21 protein-coding genes are annotated in these 20,784 nt (G+C 38.2%); 4 read left to right on the top strand and 17 right to left on the bottom strand.

Annotation, left to right across the window (positions count from 1 at the left end):
- Positions 1 to 206 precede the first annotated feature (206 nt).
- The 3 genes from O3640_RS06190 to O3640_RS06180 all read left to right on the top strand — a co-directional run bounded on the left by O3640_RS06190 (position 207) and on the right by O3640_RS06180 (position 2,433).
- On the top strand, positions 207 to 911 hold the full coding sequence (locus O3640_RS06190; RefSeq protein WP_060553478.1) for an ABC transporter ATP-binding protein: 705 nt from the start codon (positions 207 to 209) through the stop codon (positions 909 to 911).
- 11 nt (positions 912 to 922) lie between these two features.
- The gene (locus tag O3640_RS06185) at positions 923 to 1,723 is read left to right on the top strand and encodes a hypothetical protein (RefSeq protein ID WP_048775159.1); all 801 of its coding nucleotides are present in this window, start codon (positions 923 to 925) and stop codon (positions 1,721 to 1,723) included.
- A 119-nt stretch (positions 1,724 to 1,842) separates the two neighbouring features.
- Entirely contained in the window at positions 1,843 to 2,433 is a 591-nt protein-coding gene (locus O3640_RS06180) for a hypothetical protein (RefSeq protein ID WP_227221362.1), read from the top strand.
- Between the two features lie 98 nt (positions 2,434 to 2,531).
- Here the strand turns inward: O3640_RS06180 and O3640_RS06175 are convergent, their stop codons facing one another.
- The 7 genes from O3640_RS06175 to O3640_RS06145 form a co-directional block, all read right to left on the bottom strand.
- Positions 2,532 to 2,843: a hypothetical protein gene (locus O3640_RS06175; protein ID WP_061584870.1), complete on the bottom strand. Its 312-nt coding sequence runs from the start codon at positions 2,841 to 2,843 to the stop codon at positions 2,532 to 2,534.
- 46 nt (positions 2,844 to 2,889) lie between these two features.
- Positions 2,890 to 3,735: a DUF4300 family protein gene (locus tag O3640_RS06170; protein ID WP_048778704.1), complete on the bottom strand. Its 846-nt coding sequence runs from the start codon at positions 3,733 to 3,735 to the stop codon at positions 2,890 to 2,892.
- Between the two features lie 34 nt (positions 3,736 to 3,769).
- Positions 3,770 to 4,312, bottom strand: coding sequence for a ClbS/DfsB family four-helix bundle protein (locus tag O3640_RS06165; RefSeq protein WP_061584946.1), 543 nt, complete (start codon positions 4,310 to 4,312; stop codon positions 3,770 to 3,772).
- Positions 4,313 to 4,370: 58 nt separating this feature from the next.
- Complete coding sequence (locus tag O3640_RS06160) at positions 4,371 to 4,868, bottom strand: hypothetical protein (protein WP_227955621.1); 498 nt, start codon at positions 4,866 to 4,868, stop codon at positions 4,371 to 4,373.
- 86 nt (positions 4,869 to 4,954) lie between these two features.
- Positions 4,955 to 6,712 (bottom strand): glycoside hydrolase family 13 protein, encoded by a 1,758-nt coding sequence (locus O3640_RS06155; RefSeq protein WP_223349916.1) that lies wholly within the window; start codon positions 6,710 to 6,712, stop codon positions 4,955 to 4,957.
- Between the two features lie 298 nt (positions 6,713 to 7,010).
- A complete protein-coding gene (locus O3640_RS06150) occupies positions 7,011 to 7,682 on the bottom strand; it encodes a CPBP family intramembrane glutamic endopeptidase (protein ID WP_227221364.1) in 672 nt (223 codons plus the stop codon).
- A gap of 194 nt (positions 7,683 to 7,876) precedes the next feature.
- A complete protein-coding gene (locus O3640_RS06145) occupies positions 7,877 to 9,463 on the bottom strand; it encodes an ABC transporter ATP-binding protein (RefSeq protein WP_227221365.1) in 1,587 nt (528 codons plus the stop codon).
- Positions 9,464 to 9,706: 243 nt separating this feature from the next.
- Between O3640_RS06145 and O3640_RS06140 the strand changes: the two genes are divergently transcribed.
- Positions 9,707 to 10,570 carry an Rgg/GadR/MutR family transcriptional regulator gene (locus O3640_RS06140; protein ID WP_227221366.1) on the top strand — a complete coding sequence of 288 codons (864 nt, stop codon included), beginning with the start codon at positions 9,707 to 9,709 and terminating at the stop codon, positions 10,568 to 10,570.
- 237 nt (positions 10,571 to 10,807) lie between these two features.
- Here the strand turns inward: O3640_RS06140 and O3640_RS06135 are convergent, their stop codons facing one another.
- The 10 genes from O3640_RS06135 to aroA form a co-directional block, all read right to left on the bottom strand.
- Entirely contained in the window at positions 10,808 to 12,349 is a 1,542-nt protein-coding gene (locus O3640_RS06135; RefSeq protein WP_227955626.1) for an ABC transporter ATP-binding protein, read from the bottom strand.
- Between the two features lie 117 nt (positions 12,350 to 12,466).
- Positions 12,467 to 13,321, bottom strand: a complete 855-nt coding sequence (locus O3640_RS06130; RefSeq protein WP_048778689.1) for an ADP-ribosylglycohydrolase family protein — start codon at positions 13,319 to 13,321, stop codon at positions 12,467 to 12,469.
- Between the two features lie 40 nt (positions 13,322 to 13,361).
- Entirely contained in the window at positions 13,362 to 13,979 is a 618-nt protein-coding gene (locus O3640_RS06125; RefSeq protein ID WP_048778687.1) for an SAP domain-containing protein, read from the bottom strand.
- A 104-nt stretch (positions 13,980 to 14,083) separates the two neighbouring features.
- A complete protein-coding gene (locus O3640_RS06120) occupies positions 14,084 to 14,212 on the bottom strand; it encodes an ADP-ribosylglycohydrolase (RefSeq protein ID WP_082756380.1) in 129 nt (42 codons plus the stop codon).
- Between the two features lie 11 nt (positions 14,213 to 14,223).
- Positions 14,224 to 15,030 carry an alpha/beta fold hydrolase gene (locus tag O3640_RS06115; RefSeq protein ID WP_060970421.1) on the bottom strand — a complete coding sequence of 269 codons (807 nt, stop codon included), beginning with the start codon at positions 15,028 to 15,030 and terminating at the stop codon, positions 14,224 to 14,226.
- A 288-nt stretch (positions 15,031 to 15,318) separates the two neighbouring features.
- Positions 15,319 to 16,689: a 23S rRNA (uracil(1939)-C(5))-methyltransferase RlmD gene (gene rlmD / locus O3640_RS06110; protein WP_020992604.1), complete on the bottom strand. Its 1,371-nt coding sequence runs from the start codon at positions 16,687 to 16,689 to the stop codon at positions 15,319 to 15,321.
- 86 nt (positions 16,690 to 16,775) lie between these two features.
- On the bottom strand, positions 16,776 to 18,107 hold the full coding sequence (locus O3640_RS06105; protein ID WP_008809300.1) for an LCP family protein: 1,332 nt from the start codon (positions 18,105 to 18,107) through the stop codon (positions 16,776 to 16,778).
- 14 nt (positions 18,108 to 18,121) lie between these two features.
- Positions 18,122 to 18,949 (bottom strand): prephenate dehydratase, encoded by an 828-nt coding sequence (pheA, locus tag O3640_RS06100; RefSeq protein WP_008809301.1) that lies wholly within the window; start codon positions 18,947 to 18,949, stop codon positions 18,122 to 18,124.
- The gene (locus tag O3640_RS06095) at positions 18,940 to 19,425 is read right to left on the bottom strand and encodes a shikimate kinase (RefSeq protein ID WP_008809302.1); all 486 of its coding nucleotides are present in this window, start codon (positions 19,423 to 19,425) and stop codon (positions 18,940 to 18,942) included. Before O3640_RS06095 ends, pheA begins: the two co-directional genes overlap by 10 nt.
- Positions 19,418 to 20,701 carry a 3-phosphoshikimate 1-carboxyvinyltransferase gene (gene aroA, locus O3640_RS06090; protein WP_227221369.1) on the bottom strand — a complete coding sequence of 428 codons (1,284 nt, stop codon included), beginning with the start codon at positions 20,699 to 20,701 and terminating at the stop codon, positions 19,418 to 19,420. Before aroA ends, O3640_RS06095 begins: the two co-directional genes overlap by 8 nt.
- Positions 20,702 to 20,784 lie beyond the last annotated feature (83 nt).

Raw genomic sequence — 20,784 nt, 5'->3', positions numbered from 1 at the left:
AAGAAACCAATGACAAAAAAAGCCTTAGAGAATCTATGGAATCTCTGAACAAATTTGATTTTTTTTTTAACAAACTATATAATATCTTAAAAGCATATTGATTTTTAGCCCAAATAATACTAATTGTACTGGCAACTAAGAATCAAATCTAATATCAATACCGCATGATGCTGTCTTGTTAGCTTTGTATCTTTTAGGAGGTTTATATGTCAACTTCATCTTTGCTTCGTTTGGAGCATGTTCAAAAGAATTATGGAAAGACTGAAGCTCTTTCTGGTGTTAACTTGGATATCCAACCTGGACGTATTGTTGGTTTGCTAGGACCAAATGGTAGTGGAAAAACAACTATCATCAAACTGATCAATGGTCTTCTGCAACCGACTTCTGGACAGGTTCTTATCAATGGAGAAAAACCTTCTCCTAAAACGAAAAAGGTTGTCTCTTATCTACCAGATACAACTTATCTTGGTGATAATATGAAAATTAAAGAAGTATTTGCTATGTTCAAAGACTTCTATTCTGACTTTGACGAAGAAAAGGCCAACCACCTTTTAGAAGATCTCAATTTAGACGAAAAAAGTCGTTTGAAGAATCTTTCAAAAGGTAATAAAGAAAAGGTTCAATTGATCCTAGTTATGAGTCGAAAGGCTGATCTCTACGTTCTTGATGAACCAATTGGTGGTGTGGATCCGGCAGCCAGAGACTATATTTTGAAGACAATTATTCAAAACCGTTCAGAGAATTCTTCTGTGTTGATCTCTACCCACTTGATTTCCGATATCGAAGATATTCTTGATGATGTCATCTTTATCAAAGATGGGGAAATCTTGTTACAGGAAGATGCTAATGAGCTTCGCAGAAAACATGACAACACTATTGACCATATCTTCCGTGATCAGTTTAGAATTTAAAGGAGAGATTTATGTTTGGGAAATTATTAAAATATGAATTTAAAGCAGCCGGAAAATTATATGGCGTCTTGTTCTTAATTCTGGCTATTGTCTCATCAATATTTGGTCTGATGCTGTCTAACAGTATATCTACTGGAATTACGTCAGATGATGCTGTCTCAGCAGTCTATTCATTCTTTACTATTGTATTCTTTTCAACCTGTACAGCACTTGTTATTTCTAACCTAGTCATTACCATTAGACGTTTCTATCAAAATATTTTTGGTCGTGAAGCATACTTGACTTGGACACTGCCCGCAAATGCCCACCAAATCATCCTTTCAAAAATGACAATGGCAACTATTTGGTATATTGCGAGCGTCTTGGGAATTTTCCTAAGCATCATCTGGATGGCTTTTCTTGTAGCTCTTGGTTCAGGGGTTGATGTCCTCAATAAAATTGGTCTTCTTCTTTCCTACATCCCATTGATTCCTACTCTTCAAATAGCCTTCTATTTGCTTCTAGGTTCGATTTCTTTTGTATTATTCCTATACTTGTCTATTTCTATTGGCCAGCTTTTCCAAAATCATCGCATTTTAATGTCCTTTGTAGCAGCCTTTGTTCTATGGATTATAATAGGAGTACTGAATCGTCAGCTTTATTTCACAAATCCTTTTATCTACGCGATTACCTATGCACAATATGTTGGTTCTTATTCCGAACCGCCTATTCAGTTTTCATTCCTGTCTGCTTATACTTATGAGATTATTAAACTTCTTCTTTTCTATTTTGGGGTTTACTACATTACTCGCACTAAGCTAAACCTTGAATAAAAATCTTAAATCATCAAAAGAACAATCAGAAATTTCTGATTGTTTTTTTACTCTAGTTTTCAGGGGCGCTTATTCGTGTTACAATAAGACTGTATATTTTATTTAAAGGAGTTGCTTTCATGCAAAAAGAAATCAAAGCTTCTGTTACGTCTTCACTAATCTGGGTCATTTTGGGGAGCCTTGGCCTGCTATTTCTGCTTTTGAACCTACCATCTGCTCTCCAAAAGAATGACACCATTGGACTTGTATTCTCTGGAATCTTTGGAATTATTCTTTTGGGGATCGTTATTGCTTTTGGCCACTTGGCTATAAAAGCTCCTCAAAATATCCGAGAAAAATATCAAAGCATTTACGAACGCTATCCTGAGCTTGCAGACCAGCACCAGCTCATCCAAGAAAAGGCACTCGTTAAAGATGATTTTAACTCTCTTTATCTCTACCGAGACGCTCTATTTCTCGTTAAAAAGAGACTTATTATGCCTGTTTACTTAGATGAAATTGAGTCCATCACTTTAAAGATCGAGTGGGTTCATGCTGGAAATGTAAAAACAAAAAATTTCTTCCTTTATACAAAGAAGGGAACAGAGCAGCAAAAGATTGGTTTGGGAATCATCGATCCCAACAAATACCAACACTTGATGGCTTTTTTTGAAAAGTTGCTAGAATTGAAACCTGACCTAGTTTTCCAAAACGAGGTTGAAAGTAAATAATATAAAACAAGTGACCGCATCTTTTATTGATGCCGTCACTTGTTTTTTTTGTATGCAAGTATTAAGTCAAACTTTTTTCAGACCAGCTTGAAATTCGCTTACTTAATCTTATGTTTATTCATCTTTTCTTCAAAAATGCTTGTCATAATGGCGCGCAATTCTTCTCTTTCCTTGTCAGGAAGTTCGCCTTGCTGCTTAGCGACAGCGTATAGTTCAGGATATTGCTTAGCAACTCGCTCAACAGTCTTGGTAGTCGCATGCCCTCTAACAAAGAAAGGAATTCTCTTAATCCATTCCTCAGGCACGAGTGCAAGAATCTTTTTATCAGCTTCCTTATCGGAAATTTCTGCAGTGCTGAGCCCTTGATTAATCTGCTCCTGCTCTTTTTCTGTAAAATCTTTTAATTCCATACGCTAAATCTCCCTCTTCTATTTTCTTAATACTAACTGAAGCACACTACTTACCCTCTACCCACTTATCATTGTCCATGATAAAGGGCTTGGCCAAACCTTCCCCTGTGTAGTCTTTATATTTGGTCTGCAAGTATTTGTAGACATCTTCCTTGGTCGCAAATTTGATTGCCTGATAAGGCTCTTCAAAGGTCAGCTTTTCGATAAATAAATATCCGTCTTTGTCTGGAACCAAGACACCAACATGGCCTACAAAGAGAGAATCACCGTCAAGATTATCGTGAACAATGACAGAGAGCATTCGTGCTTTTTCATTAAACTTGAACTGTTTAAAGTATTCCTCCATCTTCTTAGCATGGACTTTGACATCTTGAGTCGCTTCAGTCTTGACTCTTGAGAAAAGGATATTAAAATCTTCCTTATCCTTGGCATCAAAGAGCTTGCCCTTGTCAATCGAATCATTATCGATAAACAAGAGTTCATCGTCTTTTTTTATTTGAGGGATTTTGATGCTATTTTTCAGCAAAGTATAGGTATTGATCCGACAATTTGTCCCGATAAAATCGCCCTTCTTGGCCTGCCATAGAGGATTGATTTTTTCTACATCATATTCTGTTTTGGTAAACTTAGTGAATTCACCCCTTAATCCGGTCGATCCGACAAGGCCATTGTAGTCATTGACTAGATTGACAAAGTTACCCACACTGTCTTTATCCAAATGAGCTGATAACAAACTCTTCACTTCTTCGACACTCTTTTTATTGTTTAGATTTGAATAGGTAGATTCATTTTGTTTTGCTTTTTGATCTTTTTTGGTACCAGAACAAGCTACCAGCACTAAGGCTAAACCTAAAAAAATGCTGGACAAGATTATTTTGCTGTATTTTTTCATATTTTATTCTTCTCCATTACTTGGATACAATTGACTATTTTGCCTTACAATTTTTCTGATGAGCCTTCAATTTTTTTATGGCCCAATCATAATGGCTGGAAGTAGCACTTACAAAATAGGAACCTAGTACAGTCCCTCCGACCCATTTATAGACATTTTTTGAAAACAATTCTTCATTTGTAAATGTGTCTGCAAAGTCCAAAACATCTTGATGCGATTTCTGTAACATCTTCGTTGCCTCTTCAAGAGAAGTATTTTGATGTTTCTTCCAAAATTCCAGATTCAACTCTCCATAAGTCCTCCAGTTATAAGGTTCAGGAAGAAAGGGCTGCTCTTGACCCTTTTGATTGGAATGCACCCAATTCAACAAGAGCTGATGCCATTCATAGAGATGAATCAAAACATCTCTTAGATTTTTATCTCGTCTCCAATGGGCCTCTTTCTTCTTTTCATCCCCAGAAAAATCAAAGGGCGTATTTAACTCTTGATCAGACAATTTGGAAATGAGAGTTTGTAACTTCTCAAAGTTTTCCTTAGCAGCTAGCATCAAATCTTCTTTAGTTTTCGGTCTTGGCATGAGATTGCACTCCTTTGTGTCTTTTAGCTCTTGGAAATCATTTTGCAAATCATCAGCATTATAAGATTTTCTCAATTTCCTTTGCTATTTTACTCTTTTTCAATTTCCTATATCTGATGTATCTACATAAAACAGCAGGATTCAAGCTGTAGGACAATTGCAGTAGATAGTAATTTATCCACTCTATAAGAGCAAACATCCAAATCGAAAAAGAAATAATGAACGTGGAAACTTCTCCGTGATTCAATAATATCACAAAAATTCCAGTAGCTAGTAAAATAAAATCCAATTCCTTCAATATCTTATAAATCTTTCCAGTATACTTTGCAGCAAATCCTGGATTGGAAATCCTCTTGACTAAAATCCACCAAAAAACGGATCCTTGTATCAAGATAAAAGTTAGGAGAAACAAGGAGAAAGAAACAGAAATGAAGGCTTTAGTAGTGAGAATCCACTTTTTAAGCAGGAAAAAATTCATCCAAAATACTAAAACAGCTGCCAATTCCCCGCTAGCTAGATTAATCAACTTTTTCTTCAGAAGCTCTTTTGATTTCATCTTACACCACCATGAAAAAATTCTAACAATTTTAAAGAAGGAATTTTTAAGACCTTGTTTGTCCGAATTCCTTTGTTTCTACTCCATTACCTTCTAGACGCATCACAATAAACTACAAATCCCTTTGGTAAGATGACAAGTTTCTCGTCATCAGTTTGGCATTGACTCACCAAATCAGCTAAATCTCTGTCTAAGAGATAATTCTCTTTGGACTGATTAAAAACAGCTCGGATTACTTGATAATCATGTTCCCACTCTAAAGCCAGCACATCCGGCTCGATTTCTTCTAGGATAAATTTACCATACTGAATAATGTCCGCAACATCTTTGCGAAGCTGAATCAAGTTCTTCATAAAATTGAGCATATCATTGCTATTAGAAACCCGGTCCCAAGGCATGACCCGTCTACAATCCGGGTCCATACCTCCGCCCAATTCTAGCTCAGTCCCATAATAAATACAAGGCGTCCCTCTTTGTAAAAAGAGAAAGGCGAGTGCAGATTTGACAAGCTGGATATCTCCTTGAGCTGTCGTCAAGATGCGCTCCGTATCATGCGAATCCAAGAGATTAAACATAACCTCAGAAATCTGTTGCTTGTAGTACATGGACTGGCAGTTAATCTCAGCTATAAATTGACTGGTCTTCTTGCTCCTACTCAAAAAGTAGTCCTTGATACTATCCGATAGAGGATAGTTCATGACGGCGTGAAACTCATCACCATTTAGCCAAGGCTGAGAGGTATGCCAAACTTCTCCAAGAATATAAAGATCAGGTTTTTTAGCCAAAACGGCCTTTCGGAAATCTCGCCAGAATTGATGATCAACCTCATTAGCCACATCCAGCCGCCAAGCATCAATATCAAAATGTTCAATCCAATAGGTCGCGACGCTTAAGAGATAGTCTTTGACCTCAGGATTTGCCGTATTTAACTTAGGCATATAGCTGGCAAAGGCAAAGGTATGATAAGGCAATTCTTTTGGATTCACAAGCTTGTCATTCGTCACTGGGAACTCTTGAATATGGAACCAGTCTTTGTAAGCTGAATTTTTACCATGCTTGAGAACATCCTGCCATTGAGCGGATTGATCGCCTATATGATTGAAAACCGCGTCCAGCATGACCTTCATGCCACGCAGATGAGCTTGCTCCACCAGTTGGCGGAAAGTTTCCTTGTCCCCAAAGTGTTGATCAATTTCAAAGTAATCAGTCGTATTGTACTTGTGATTACTTGGAGAATCAAAGATAGGGCAAAGATAAAGTCCTGTAATCCCTAGGTCTTCCAAATAATCCAGATGGTCAATAATCCCCTGTAAATCTCCACCAAAGAAATCCGTAGTTTTAGGCGTGATTGACGAATCCCAATCTAGGGCTCCTTCTGGTGAAAGCTCGGCATTTCCATTGGCAAATCGTTCTGGAAAAATCTGATACCAGACCGTTTTTGAAACCCATTCAGGAACCTGGCAACCATCAATTTCGTGAATATAAGGGAGTTTAAAACCATTGCCTTCGTGATGAAGGTTTTCTGGACTATTGTCAGTGAAACCTTTATCTCCATACAAGATGCTTTGACCTTTTTTATCCTTAAGCTCAAACAGATACTGGATCCTAGCAAAGCGCACAGAGACAGCTACTTGCCAATAATCAAATAAGGCGTCAGAAGTCACCTTGACCATCTCTTTCACACCTTCATAAGAATCTTCAATAAAGATAAAGGGATCCCCATAGTGCAAAACGATTTTCTCTATATCCTCTTTCTTAGTCCTAATTCTGATATGCACTTGACGTTCTTTATAAAGGTAGGCATACTCCGACTCCGGTCTATGATAAATGGCTGTTAATTCCATACTTTTCATCTCCTAGATTTCTATGTTTAAACTCATCGCAATTTTATGCAAACGATTCCATAACTTAGCCCTAGTATACTATTTTAAAAAAATGATTGCAAGCCATTGTTCGATTTGGGGAATAGGAGGTATAGCAGAGAATATTTAAAAGCCTTGGAGACAAGGCTTTTAGTTATCCAAATTTTTAAAAAGATTTCTTACTTTTATAAATCAAGTCACCTAGCCCACTTTTACTGATAGTGACCATTATCGTCCTATAATGAAAATCCTTTATTAGCTAGATGACATTAAAACCTTTCTAAATATACATCATTATCAAAAGAATTCCTGTAGCATTGCCAAGAATATGAGAAAGTGCAGAAATCAAACAATTCCCAGACTTTTTATAAATCAATGCATAGATGATACTATCAACAAAAATCATGAAAATATCATAGCTTACAAGTTCAATACTTCCACTAGAAATATGAGCGATCGCAAACAATAAAGAAGACAGAATGGCACAAAGCCAAAATGGTAGAATTCTCATTGACTTACCAAGAAAGAAACCTCTCCATGCAATCTCTTCCCCCAAGGCTGCGATTACTATTTGAACCATAAGGATTGGTATTTTATCAAAGGATAACATACCATTCGCTCTTCCCAAAACATGAATAGCAAAAGCACCCTTAAATACCATATCGCCAATAAGCAATGTTGCTACAGCAGATCCTACAGGAAGCAAGACCAAAAGAATTACTCCTTGTTTTTTAAGATCATCGAAAAATGATTTAAAGCGCAAGCCCGATTCTATATGTGATTTTTTATCAAAATGTTCAAGAACAAAGAAAAAGAAAATACCAATCAGTACAGTGAGACCTGATAAAGAAAGTTCAGGTATTATCTTTGTCAAAGACAATACTGCCATTAGAAACAAACCAATGATAGTAGTATAAAAATACTTTTTATCTATTTTAGCAGAATTAGTCAAAACAATATTGCTCCTTGATTTAGTAAGACATCATCAATATTTTTGTATCGAACAATATAAATTCCAATTTCCTAATCGGGATCAATAGCTGCAAACCTTACTTTATAACCATTATTTGTATATAGAAATTCTATTTGAAGTGTCATATCAAGTAATTCAGAATAACAGGGCATTTGATAGCTATCGACAACCTTTTATTGATTAGGATTACTAGACTTATAATCCTCGATCCTGATTATATCATCATAATTATCTTCTGTAAATTTATGAGCAATTTCTATAATAGTGCAATTTTGGGAATAAATCAGTGCACGAATTTCTTGAGCATTCATATCATCCAATGAAGCAGTCACTTCATCAACAAGTAAGATCGGCTTAAGTCTGAGCAAGCATCTCGCAATTTCTAATTTCATCATTTGACCACCAGATAAGTTTTGACCATCAAGTTGAGTCTCAAGATTATTCCCCATCTCTTCTAGAAGGTTCACTTTCTGCAAAACATCACGTAAATTACTATCAGAAATTTCCTGAAATAATGTTAAATTATCTCTTAAACTACCATTAAATATATACGGTTTTTGATGTATTAAAGACACCTTGTTATAGGACGGTTCATAACAAGTTCCTTTTTCATTTTCAAAATATAAATTTCCGGAAAATTCAGTATCTTCACCACTTAAAATTTTAAACAGAGTTGATTTTCCACTACCACTTGCTCCTGACAATAAAATCTTTTTTCCAAAAGGAATGTCCAAGAATAATCGTTCAAAAATGAGCTTATCTTCAAATGACTTACTAAGATTTCTACCATAAATCCTCAATTTTTCCTTTGAAGTTTTAATTTCTATTTCTTCATCATCATTACTTCTCATATTTAAAATGAAAACCATCTTATCCCTAATAAACTTAGCTGACTGCAAGCTAGAGGTTCCTTCTAAAAGTTGTTGTAATGGAGAAATTAAATTCATGGATGCAGTCATCATGGCTAGTAAAGTTGTAAGTGTGATAGAAGTTGACTTAATAAAAAACAAACCTATCATTAGTGGAACCACTAAGCCAATTCCTTTTAGAGGACCCGTCCAAAACATGACCAGATTATGACTTGTAAAATATCGGTATTGTTTTTTCTCCGTATTCTTGATTTCGTCCAAAACATGGGATGAAAACTGTTTACTTGCTTGATTACTACGAATTGTATCTATTCCTTTTGTAAAATCTGTAATAGATGTCATACTATTTACTCTCGCTGTACTTAACTCCTCTCCTCTCTTCTGCAACATTTTATTAAATATAAACTGAGGTATAATCATTAAAAATCCCCCGATTGTAAATAACAGACCTACTTGGATATTTTGTGTGAGGAGATATGACACTGAAGCAAGAATAGATAATACGTAGATGGGATAAACTATCAAAGGAACTAAGTATTCCTGCCAAAACATTGGAATATCCTGTGTCAAAAAGGAGTTTAGCTCTTCAGAGGTATAATTTAATCTTTTTTGATAAAAATTTTCAATAGCCTTTTTAGAAATTAGGACATTAAAATCTTCAATTATTGCACGTACTAAGATATTATTTATATACATACATGCATAAACAAATATATATAACAGCACTCCTCCCAGTCCAAATACTAGAACCATCTGAGTATTATTCACGTCAATTTCCCCTGCAATCTGTATGAGAAAAGACGTGAGTAAGCCTTGTAAAGAATAGAGCATAGAAAATAGTATATAGACAAACAATTTTAATTTTGGGATATTCTCTAGAATTGTCTTCATATCATTCAACCTTTAATTCGTAGTTTACTTTATTAGATAAGATAGCGAGTTCAAAATTTTGTATAATATTTTGATGCATTCGTTTGCATTTTTCATCAAAGCTACGTTCGTTAAAAATATCACGCTTTGGACAAGCGCGTATTAATAATTTCATTTACAACCATGCTTCTTCTCCTTTCATTTTTAATGCTTCTATTATATAATGTTAGAAACTTAAGAAGGAGAAATTTCGGAAATCCGAACATGAATAATCGAGAAAAATTTAAAGCTATTCGAAAACAAAGAAAACTTTCCCTGAAAACACTCGGAAAAATTGCTGGCTCTGCAACAAGTATTTCTGACTTTGAAAACGGCCATACTAACCTTTCTAAAGATGTACTCTTTAAACTGTTAGGATTTATGATAGTTGAAATTAATGAATTTTTTGAGTGGAAGGATTTTCAAGATGATGATTTTTACAAAACAATACAACAAATAGAGGATGCTTTGAGTAATAACGATATTCAGACACTCTCTAAAGTAAAAACAGAGCTTTTGGAGTTATCTTCGAAAAAAGAGCAATATATTTATCTTATTATCTCACTCGTTCTTGAGGTTATGATCTGTGAACTACAACAGGAGACAGTTAAACAAGAGGCCATACTTCAGTTGACAGACTACTTTTTTTCATTAGAATATTGGACGAACCTTGACGTAGGATTATTTGGAAATCTCGTCCCATATTTCACAACTGAAGCTCTGCTAGTATTTACTAATACCATTCTAGACAATATTCCTCAATCACCAAAAAATAACCTTGATCGAATCAAAATTGATACAGTCCTAAACTGCCTTTCTGCTTTTATTGAACGAAAAGAGCAAGTAGCAAGTCAAAAACTTTTATGCTTACTGTTCCAAAAGAAATATCCAAACTACTTTTTATTTGAAAAGCTTTATCTACATGAACTTCAGGCTATGTTTGACTATCTATGGGGGAATAGGGAAAAAGCCATAAAAACACATAGTACAATCCTAGAAACAGTTAATATCATTCTCAGTCCCGAAATGATGAACGAATGGGATGATTACTTTAAAAAAATTACTAAGCAAAATTCTAATTTGGGTTAGTGAAGAAATCTTTTTAATTTCCAGCAATTATACTAGTTTTCAAGTTGCAATCTCCTCTGATCTATTCATAATCAGCATAAAATAAATAGGCTACACTAAACTAGACTCCATATAGAAAATGTTTTCCAATAGAATGGAAATTCTATGTCTAATAAAGTGTAGCCTATTCATATCCTATTCACCAACTTTCATAAAGGAGTGGCCTCTGCCACTCCTTTTTGCAAACTATGTATCATCTTATTTATCCAGTTTTATCACCTTATCATAGCGCTTCAAGTCCTCTTCGCTATAGTGATGAATCACTTCTAAGACTGCTTGTGGGAGGGAGAAGAGAAGCTGGCTGATTCTCTCTTGGTTTTTAAGGTCCAGATTGGCCTTGACCTCATCAGCCAGGATAAATTGGCGATTGTGATAGAGAGCACGGGCAATTTCTAGCCGCTGCTTCTCACCGCCTGACAGAGTTTGGTTGCTAGGTATTTTGCCTTGGAGAGCTTTCAAACCGGTTTGCTGCAGGATTTCTTCCATCCTTACAGAATCAAGTTCTTGCCCCAGAGCAATATTTCCCTCTAGACTCAAACCATCAAAGACATGACTGGACTGGAGAATGTAGGCTCCTGCCTGATAAAGTTCACCCGAGCTTAGCTCTTGTCCATGGTAGCGAATCCGACCTTGACTAGGCTTGATTTCTCCATATATGAGGTTCAGTAAGGTTGTTTTCCCAGACCCGCTTTCTCCGATAATGGCAATCTTTTCCCCTTTCTCAATGGTAAGGTCACAAGGGGCTAGGATTTCTTGACCATCACGCTCTACACTAACCTGCTCTAGCTGGATAGGAAAGACGGAACCTTCAAGAACAGAAGGCATCGTCAACTCATCTCCCAGCAAGTTTTGATATTTATCACAGAGAGACTTGGCTGATTTTCTAGTATTTATAAAGTAAGATAGCTCTTGAAATTGGTAGCCAATATTATGCGATACTAGGTAAATCCCAACAAAGCTGGCTGCAGATAGGTAGTTATAATAAGTCATGAAACCACCAATGACAATAGGCGCAACCGAGCAAAAGGCATCAATCCCATTGATAAAGAGACTGTTTAAAGTCCGTTGCTTTTCATAGGCGACTTCTTGCTCTAAAGTCTTGTGTAAATCTTTGGAAAACAGTTTGTAAAATAAGCTTTGTCCTCGATAATGCCGTATGGGACGAGCACCTGCAATCATATTGGTCACTTGAGAGACATAGCTTTGGTTAGCTATGGACTTCTGCTCAGAAATCGCATCCAAGCGTTTGGAACCTATGCTACTACAAAGGACAGGTATCGAATAAAAAATGATAAAGAGCAAACCCAGATAAAAATTAGTCCAGAGAGCATAACAGATAGAGACAGTTGTAAATCCCAAAGAAGAAATGATAATGACAGTAGGCTCAATATAATTATCTTCTAGCTGTTTCACATCATTTTCCAGGTCGGACAAAACCTCTTCATCCGCTATCCGACGGCTATATAAGAAAGTCTGAAAGATAGCCTGCTTAATCCCCGACTTAAAGTCCGTCAGCACTCGTGCATAGTAATAACGTTTCCCCGCCAAACCTAGTAAGAGAATCAAATTCCCCACAATCCCCCAAATCAAGACCTGCCACAGCAAATGCAACTGGTGATTGGTAAAACTAGAGACAATATACTGAATTAAAGCTGGTGTAATGACAGCCTCCAGCCAAGTAATCATAATCGCCACAAAATAGGAGAATAAATACTTTTTAGTTACATAAGATTTAAGCATAGCGTATCAACCTCCTGAAGTTATTTACCAACTTAGATGGGATTTTTTTATCTCTAGACAGGGATATAAGGGCTTAATATTTTGTATAAAATGTGTATGTAACACCAAAAGCCTTTATTATCCTCCTGGAATGAACTTTTTCCATCGGCTAATGACATCCTTTAACGGCTCATCTAGATAGGAATAGGCCTTTTCCTTGATCCAATCAGGAATACCATATGCTGCCTCAGCTATGCTCCCCGTTATTGCAGCAAGAGTATCACTATCGCCACCAAGGGAGATGGCATTTCTTATAGCATCTTCGAAGTCTCTACTTTCCAGAAATGCAATGATTGCCTGAGGAACTGTATCCTGACACGTTTCATTGAAACGATACGTAGGACGGATTTCATCTAGTGATTGAGAAAGGTTATACCCATACTCCTCCTCTATATGCTCCTTGATGAGTCTCTTACATTCTGAAGTGTTATCATTGATTGGTTGCTCATAATCCCCACAGTAGCCTCCAAAGTAATAGCGACACATAAAGATAGCATCCGACGTTGCCATAGCTCCCTTGATGCCCTCTGGATGGTTATGAGTCGCCTCAGCAGAAAGTCGTGCAAGAGATCTTCTAGAAGGCCAGGCTCCTGTTCTGGCACAAAAACCACAGTCCATAACCCAAGCACAGGGAGAAACACGCATAGCAGATCCATTTCCAAAGCTATTGTAAGGATCACGATTGTCACTATTGATCCAACTACTAAACCGAGCACCGTAGCCCGCATCGGGATACATTTTGCCATATTTCTTCATGGCGTCAATAAAGTCATCTTTCTGACCACCATTCATGATTGCTTCTGCGACGGCGCAGGTCATAACAGTATCATCTGTGAAAAAACAATCCTCACGAAATAAGGGAAAATCCTTCGTTTTAATATTGTTCCATTCGTAAACTGAACCTACAATGTCTCCAATAATTGCTCCTAGCATCAGATTCCTCCTTGTGAACTATTGGTTTCGACTGACATTTCTACTTGCCATACTCTTTTACTTTATCAGCATATTCGGTCAAAAGATTCTTTGAATAAATTTTTTCATTACTTGAATTTCTAACTTCTTTCCATAGAATAGAGGCTACTTTTAGTTTATTCGAGTAATTACGATTATTTTCGTCTGCACAGAAATCCTTTAAAAATTGATTCCATTGACAAACCGAATGATCATACTTGGCATAGTCTGAATTTCCATAATAAACTTTTAGCATATCTTGAATGGTAAAACTTAAATCATGTTCTCTTTTTACTTTTCTCCAAGCAGTAGCCATATCAGCAGTAAATTTGAATGGTGAAACATCTGTTAAAGTTGAGAAATATTCTCTAAAGTGTGCGTTAAAGGAGAATCCGCATTCAAGTAAGGACGTATCTAAGGTAACGACTTCTACTCGTTTCTTCTTGCTTTTTATTGATGATTTTTTAATCAAATTCCCCTTAAAGTACTGCTCAATAATATCATTGAGTTCTTGTTTTGTACCTCTATTTTCAAGTCCTAATGACTTGCATATCTGTGAAAGTTCATCACGATACCAATAGTATTTATTAAATTCATCAAAGGATGTGATTTTATCAAACTCAGGTCTGATCTCTATCAATATAACACCTCCTTAAAGTCAATTTAGGTTTTCATCTCAAAATAATGGAGTTTTAGTTTCTTTATTCTGAGGATTAGCTACGTTTCACTAACAAACTCACACACTCAGCGGTTCGGACTTACCGTATCATCTGTAAAAAAGCAGTCTTTCCGAAATAAAGGGAAATCCTTTGTCTTAATATTATCCCACTCATAGACAGAACCTACAATGTCTCCAATAATTGCTCCTAGCATCAGATTCCTCCCTATTGAATATCAGATTTATTAAACATTTCCAATGAATTTCTGTTTAAAAATAGCTCAACCAAATCAATCCACTCTTGAGGCAGATAAGCCGATAAATATCCGTGGTTATAGCCCTTTGCTTCATACAAAATTGTATTTGAATGTAGCTGATGAAATAATTTCGCTGATTCTTTCACACAGTTCAATTCTTTTTCACCATAGATATACAGAACCTGAGCCTTGCTAGCAGAAATCATATCTTTCAGCTTGTAACATCCCATATAGTTTTTGTAAATGGTCACCAATGTTTTGACAGGCGTCCTTGGCAAATCCTCTAAATAATAAGCTTTTATTTCCTCTGGATAAGCCAGTTTAGGATAGAGTTTGTTCATCATGCTTAACTGAAGTTTGCAAGAGAATTTATTGAACATCAGTTTACCAAATAGAGACACTAGAAAAATGCTGATTTTAGCTAACCTTGGTTGAGGAATACAGAGGCTTCCATCTATGATGGCCTTCTCAGCAATTTCACTGTCTAAAGACAAAAGCTCCATGGCAATTTGACCACCAAGTGAAACACCACCGATTGCAAACAATTTCCCACCACAGTTTGCTTTGATATAGTCTAGAATCTCCAAAGCAGAATCTTCAGTAGAAACATAATCAAGTTGATATTCTTCGCCGTGACCATTCAAAGTAGGTAAAATAACACGGTATTTTTCTGACAAGATACGTGCTTGACGAAGGTAATTCCACCAAGAACTGCCACCACCGTGTATTAGTAAGATAGGAGGCAAATTCTTATTACCAAATTCATGGAATTTCATGTTTAAACTCCTTACTGTAGGACTTTCACTAGCTAATTTCCCTTGTTCAATCAGCTTGTACAAGCAGTGATACTGCCTCAACGTGATGCGTCTGTGGAACTCAAAAGGTTCGGGGAGTTCAAAGCTCCAGTGGAGCTTTGAAGCCTCTCGCCCTAAAATGAAAAAGCGAGAGAATTAGTTACGTTTCTCTAACAAACTTACACACTCAGCGGTTCGGACTTACCGTATCATTTCGTCGGTTGCTCTCCTCATTCTACGAGTCCTATCCCATGGGTGGAGCATCTACTTCTACTTCGCTGATACCTCAGCTCGTACAAGCAGTGATACCGCCTCAACATGGTGCGTTTGTGGAAAAAGATCAACCGGTTGGACTTTCTTCAACTCGTATCCTAATTCTTGATAGAGTTTGATATCACGCGCCATGGTTGCAACATTACAAGAGATATAGGCAATGCGGTCTGCTCCTGTTTGGGCGCTTGCCTTGATAAAGCTTTCAGTAAGGCCTTTTCTTGGTGGGTCCACTAGAATAAGACTTGGCTGGATTCCTTCTTTAAGCCAGTTCTTCATGGCATTTTCTGCTGTGTCACAGACATAGTGGGAGTTGGTGATTCCGTTGATTGCCGCATTCTTTTTGCTATTCTCAACTGCTTCTGGAATAACCTCAACACCATATACTTCCTTGACATGCTTCGCAACGGATAATCCAATCGTTCCAATTCCTGAGTAGGCATCAACAACCACATCATCTACTTTTAATCCTGCAAAGTCAATGGCTGTCTGATAAAGCTTTTCAGCCATTTGAGTATTGACCTGGTAAAAGGCTGGTCCAGCGATTTGGAAGTCGTTCCCCAACATTTGGTCAGTAATGTAATCTTGACCATACAATGTCCGCCACTCCTTGCCAAAAATCGCATTGGTATTTTGGTCGTTGATATTTTGTATGACAGACACAATCTCTGGGAATTGCTTGATGACTTGGTCAATCAATTGCTCCACTCGGAAAACTTTCGGACGAGTCGTTACCAAAATGACCATGATTTGTCCTGAATAGTGCCCACGTCGCACAACAAGGTTCCGAATCAAGCCAGATTGTTCCTTTTCATCATAAGGTTTCAAATCAAAACGACGGAGCAAATCTCGAAGAGCTACCACGACTTGGTCAATGACAGGATCTTGGATAAAGAAATCTTCAAGGGGCATAAGGTCATGCGAATTTTTACGGAAAAAACCAGTTTCCAAGACACCATTCACTCGACGAACAGGTACCTGCGCCTTGTTACGATACTTGACTGGATTCACCATACCAAGCGTTTCAGCGACCTCTACATCCGTAATTCCAGCAATCTTGTAGAGACTATCTTTGACTTGCTTGGTTTTAAACTTGAGTTGCTCTGGATAGGCAAGATGCCCCAAATCAGCAATCCCCGTTCGTAGATAAGCGAGGTCTAGGTCTTGATTGCGGTGTGGGGATTGAGTAAGATAGTCCTCAACTTTCCCATAACCAATCTTTTTATTGACCTTGAGGACTCGCATGAGGATTTTCTCAGTCGGTAGAGCATTTTCTACAAAGAAAACCAAGCCATCAACCTTGGCAACTCCTGCTCCCTCATGGGTCAAATCCACAATTTCAACTTCTACAATATCATTTTTCTTTAACATATTTTTCTCTTTCTGCTTTATCGCTCTGCCATTTTTCAAAAAGAAAAGGTAGAAACTTGTCCTACCTTCCATTATATCATAGATATCTATCTCAAGCCCATTTGCTGTAATTTGGCCTTATAGGCTTCAAAGTCGATCAAGAGACCTTGGCCACCGTACATGTCATAGGCATCTTGCCAGTCACCTAAGTCAGGAATGGTGACACGTTCAACTCCACCCGCTGCCCCACTCAAGAGAGACCAGCTATTGGTCAAAGGGAAAGTGTAAGGTAGATTTGTTGAGGTCATTGCATAGACCTTACCCAAAGCCTCTGAGCCTGAAAAGAGTTTCATTGGATTTTTGGATTGCTGGATCACGGCTGCCAATACTTCCTGCTGGCGACGAGTCCGACCGAAGTCACCTTCGTCGTCCTTACGAAAACGCGCATAGTTGAGCAAGGTTCTGCCATCCATCCGCTGCGGACCGACTTTAATGGTTTGATTGGGAACTACTCCATCCTTCATATTGAGGTCATCTGGGACTTCTACTTCCGTTACAGGCTGTCCATCAATCGTTGAAAATTGTGCATTCATCTCAACGCCTTCTGGAAAGAGTGTGTCAATAGCTGTCGCAAAGGTTGAAAAGTCTACCAAGGCATAATATTTGATATTGATATCAAAATTATCCTTGAGCATTTCACGCACCAATTCTGCCCCCTGGTGATTATTTTGCTCACCAATGGTATAGGCTGAATTGAGCTTCTGATCATACTCACCAGGCTGGCTGACACCTTCAATATTAACGAGAGTATCCCGCATGAAGCTGACTAATTTCAGTTTCTTGTCTTTGCCCCCAACATTGAGAACCATGATAGTATCAGTTCTCGTTTCGTCAGAAGTCTGCCCAACACGACCATCTGTCCCTAAAATAAGGATATTGGTTCCATTTGGACTATCTTCGCCATGAAAGACTTCAGCTGTCGGTTTGTTTTCAGCTGGTACTGACCAGACTCCTTTGATAAACATGACAAGCATTCCAGCCAATACGAGAACGATAAAAGTAAGCACCCATTTCAAGACACGACCAAAGGTCCATTTTTTCTTGCGTTTTTTGGGTTTCTTTTCCTCTCCCTCAGGACCTAGTTCAGTCTGACTTGGCTTTTCTATTCGCCGTTTTTTAGGCCTCTCAGCTTTTTCAGACTGTTGCCGATCCTTTCTGCGGTTTGTTCTATTTGGGTAAACAGGTAAAGAGTCTTCCAACTTGTCAGAAACAGGCTTTTCCTCTTCTCTGTAGCTAGGCTCAAAAATTTCTCCCTGAGCCTTACGCATCAGATAGTTATATTCTTCCTGTTCCCGCTCATTTAAGTAATGAAAGTTTTTATATAAATAATCTAAACGTAATTGTTCATGATGGCTCAGATTGTCTTGTTGTTTCGCCATATTTCCCCCGACATTTATGAAATAAGATGGACACTATACTGTCCTAAAATTTTATAAGTAATTCCGATGGCTGTTAATTCTTCCAGAGCAAATTGGAGCAGAGACTCCTGTTCACCATTGACATCAATGATAAAAAAATACTCTCCCAGAGCTGTCTTTAGAGGTCGACTTTCAATCTTGGTCAAATCAATTCCCCGCCAAGCAAAGACAGACAAAGCCTTATAGAGGGCACCTGGTAGATTATCCGGCAAGGTCAAGCCCAAGGTCTTTTTGGGAGCAAGTTTTTCTAAAGCAAACTCCGGTCTCTTACAGCCTAAAACCCAAAAACGTGTGAAATTTTCACTCATTTCTTGGATATCTCTTGCCACAAGTTGCAAGCCATACTCCTCAGCAGCCGTTTCTGGTGCAATAGCAGCATAAGGCTTCTCTGGATGTTTTGCTACTAGACGCGCTGCTGCAGCTGTACTAGCAGTTACTTCCAACTTAGCGTATGGATAATGCTCCTGAATATAAGTCTTAGACTGAGCAAGAGCTTGTGGGTGAGAAAAGATTGTCTCTATCGGCCCATCAGTCTGACAGGCTAGGAGCTGCTGCTTAATTGGTTGAATCAACTCTGCTACAGCTTGAATCTGGGCCTGATGAAAGAGATAGTCCAAAGTCTCGTGAACACTGCCCTCAATCGAATTTTCAACTGGAACAATTGATAGGTCCACTTGATCTCTTTCATAAGCTTTGATGACTTCTGTGATGTTTGGATAGGACTCTAAATGTGCTTCTGGAAAAGCCTTCTGAGCCACTTGATGAGAAAAAGAGCCCTTGGGCCCAAGGTAGCCTACAAGCATCGAATAATCTCCGCAATTTCTTCTGGTGTTTTTCCTGCTACATCAATGATATGCGTAGCAATTTTCTCATAAAGAGGTAAGCGAGCTTCAAAAATTTTCTTAAATTCTTCTCGTGTGTTGTTTAAGTAGAGTGGCCGCTGCATGGCAAGATCATTCTCAATGCGCTGATACAGAGTATCAAAATCCACTCGTAGATAAATATTATATGGATTCTTGTCAAGCAGATCTCGGTTATGCGGATTGACCACAATTCCTCCACCTGGAGAGATGATTTTTGCCTGATTTGCTAATAAACTCTCCAAGGTTGCTGTCTCTATCTTTCGGAATGCCTCTTCACCTTCCTGAGCAAAGAAGTCATTAATAGACATCCCAATCTGATTAACAATCAGCTCATCCATATCATGAAAATTGGGATCCAGAAGGCGACCGACAGTAGTCTTGCCTGCCCCCATAAATCCTAATAGTATTTTAGTCACTTAACAATCCCTCCAAATGAGCAAAAAAGTCCGGATAGCTGGTATTGATTGCTTCTGCCCTCTCAAGCTCCACGTTTCCATCTTTTACTAAAAGTGCTGCAATGGCGGTCATCATACCGATACGATGGTCTCCATATGTATGAACAGAAGCTCCTTTTAAAGACGTTTTTCCTTGGATAATCATTCCATCAGCTGTCGGCTGGATGTCCGCTCCCATACTATTGAGTGCATCAGCTACAACCTGAATCCGGTCAGTCTCTTTAACTTTCAACTCCTCAGCGTCTCGGATCAGGGTTTGTCCCTCAGCTTGAGTCGCTAGCAGAGCAATGATAGGCAACTCATCGATTAAGCGAGGAATTAGTTCCCCACTGATTTCTGTTCCATGCAGGTCCGAGCTTTCAACAGTGATGGTTGCCGACTTGGCTACTTCATCAAGCTCAGACACTGATAACTTGCCTCCCATGGCTTGGATCACATCTAAGATGCCTGTCCGAGTCTCATTGATACCGACATTGGTTAGAGTAATTTTAGAGTTTGGAACAATCAAACCGGCTACAAGCCAGAAAGCTGCACTAGAAATATCTCCAGGAACAACAACTTCCTGAGCTTGCAGTTCTTGTTTACCAACTACTCGGATCTCTTTGCCGTCAACTTTTAGCTGACCGCCAAATTGTAAGAGCATATCTTCCGTATGGTTTCGTGTCAAATCTTTTTCGATAATCAGCGACTCGCCCTGCGCTTGCAGAGCTGCAAAAATGAGGGCTGACTTCACCTGAGCCGAAGCAATAGGCAATTGATACTGAATGGGTTTTAGGTTTTGATTGCCATGAATGGTCAAAGGAGGTAAATCCCGCTCTGTTTGACCAGCAATCTCAACTCCCATCTGTCGCAAAGGTAGGCTGATACGATCCATGGGTCTCTTAGATAAGCTGTCATCTCCTACCATCTGAGCAGAGAAGTTCTGACCAGCCAAAACGCCGGCAATCAAGCGCATAGAGGTACCTGAATTCCCCATATCAAGTGGACGCTGAGGTTCCTGCAAACCATCAAAGCCACAGCCATGGATTTCAACAAGATCCCCCTTATCCTCGATTTGAACTCCCATCTCTCGAAAAACCTGCATAGTTGAGAGGACATCCTCTCCACGCAAAATATCATGAACTTTGGTGACACCCTTGGCCAAGCTCCCAAAAATAATGGAGCGATGGCTGATAGACTTATCACCTGGCACACGCAAACTTCCTCTTAAACCTTTTGCATTTGTCCCTAGTTTCATAGAATACCTCGCACAATTGTTTCCTTTCATTTTAACACAAATAGAGCATGAAAACAAATGAAGATCAGCCTTTTCTAAAGACA

Source organism: Streptococcus sp. 27098_8_75, assembly GCF_041432475.1.
GTDB classification, from domain to species: domain Bacteria; phylum Bacillota; class Bacilli; order Lactobacillales; family Streptococcaceae; genus Streptococcus; species Streptococcus gordonii.
This window is presented reverse-complemented; position numbering and strand designations above follow the sequence as displayed.

Bases quoted from the DNA above. Each gene is read 5' to 3' on its own strand.
- O3640_RS06190 (WP_060553478.1), top strand. From the start codon at position 207: ATGTCAACTTCATCTTTGCTTCGTTTGGAGCATGTTCAAAAGAATTAT.
- O3640_RS06185 (WP_048775159.1), top strand. From the start codon at position 923: ATGTTTGGGAAATTATTAAAATATGAATTTAAAGCAGCCGGAAAATTA.
- O3640_RS06180 (WP_227221362.1), top strand. From the start codon at position 1,843: ATGCAAAAAGAAATCAAAGCTTCTGTTACGTCTTCACTAATCTGGGTC.
- O3640_RS06175 (WP_061584870.1), bottom strand. From the start codon at position 2,843: ATGGAATTAAAAGATTTTACAGAAAAAGAGCAGGAGCAGATTAATCAA.
- O3640_RS06170 (WP_048778704.1), bottom strand. From the start codon at position 3,735: ATGAAAAAATACAGCAAAATAATCTTGTCCAGCATTTTTTTAGGTTTA.
- O3640_RS06165 (WP_061584946.1), bottom strand. From the start codon at position 4,312: ATGCCAAGACCGAAAACTAAAGAAGATTTGATGCTAGCTGCTAAGGAA.
- O3640_RS06160 (WP_227955621.1), bottom strand. From the start codon at position 4,868: ATGAAATCAAAAGAGCTTCTGAAGAAAAAGTTGATTAATCTAGCTAGC.
- O3640_RS06155 (WP_223349916.1), bottom strand. From the start codon at position 6,712: ATGGAATTAACAGCCATTTATCATAGACCGGAGTCGGAGTATGCCTAC.
- O3640_RS06145 (WP_227221365.1), bottom strand. From the start codon at position 9,463: ATGAAGACAATTCTAGAGAATATCCCAAAATTAAAATTGTTTGTCTAT.
- O3640_RS06140 (WP_227221366.1), top strand. From the start codon at position 9,707: ATGAATAATCGAGAAAAATTTAAAGCTATTCGAAAACAAAGAAAACTT.
- O3640_RS06135 (WP_227955626.1), bottom strand. From the start codon at position 12,349: ATGCTTAAATCTTATGTAACTAAAAAGTATTTATTCTCCTATTTTGTG.
- O3640_RS06130 (WP_048778689.1), bottom strand. From the start codon at position 13,321: ATGCTAGGAGCAATTATTGGAGACATTGTAGGTTCAGTTTACGAATGG.
- O3640_RS06120 (WP_082756380.1), bottom strand. From the start codon at position 14,212: ATGCTAGGAGCAATTATTGGAGACATTGTAGGTTCTGTCTATGAGTGG.
- O3640_RS06115 (WP_060970421.1), bottom strand. From the start codon at position 15,030: ATGAAATTCCATGAATTTGGTAATAAGAATTTGCCTCCTATCTTACTA.
- rlmD (WP_020992604.1), bottom strand. From the start codon at position 16,689: ATGTTAAAGAAAAATGATATTGTAGAAGTTGAAATTGTGGATTTGACC.
- O3640_RS06105 (WP_008809300.1), bottom strand. From the start codon at position 18,107: ATGGCGAAACAACAAGACAATCTGAGCCATCATGAACAATTACGTTTA.
- pheA (WP_008809301.1), bottom strand. From the start codon at position 18,949: ATGCTTGTAGGCTACCTTGGGCCCAAGGGCTCTTTTTCTCATCAAGTG.
- aroA (WP_227221369.1), bottom strand. From the start codon at position 20,701: ATGAAACTAGGGACAAATGCAAAAGGTTTAAGAGGAAGTTTGCGTGTG.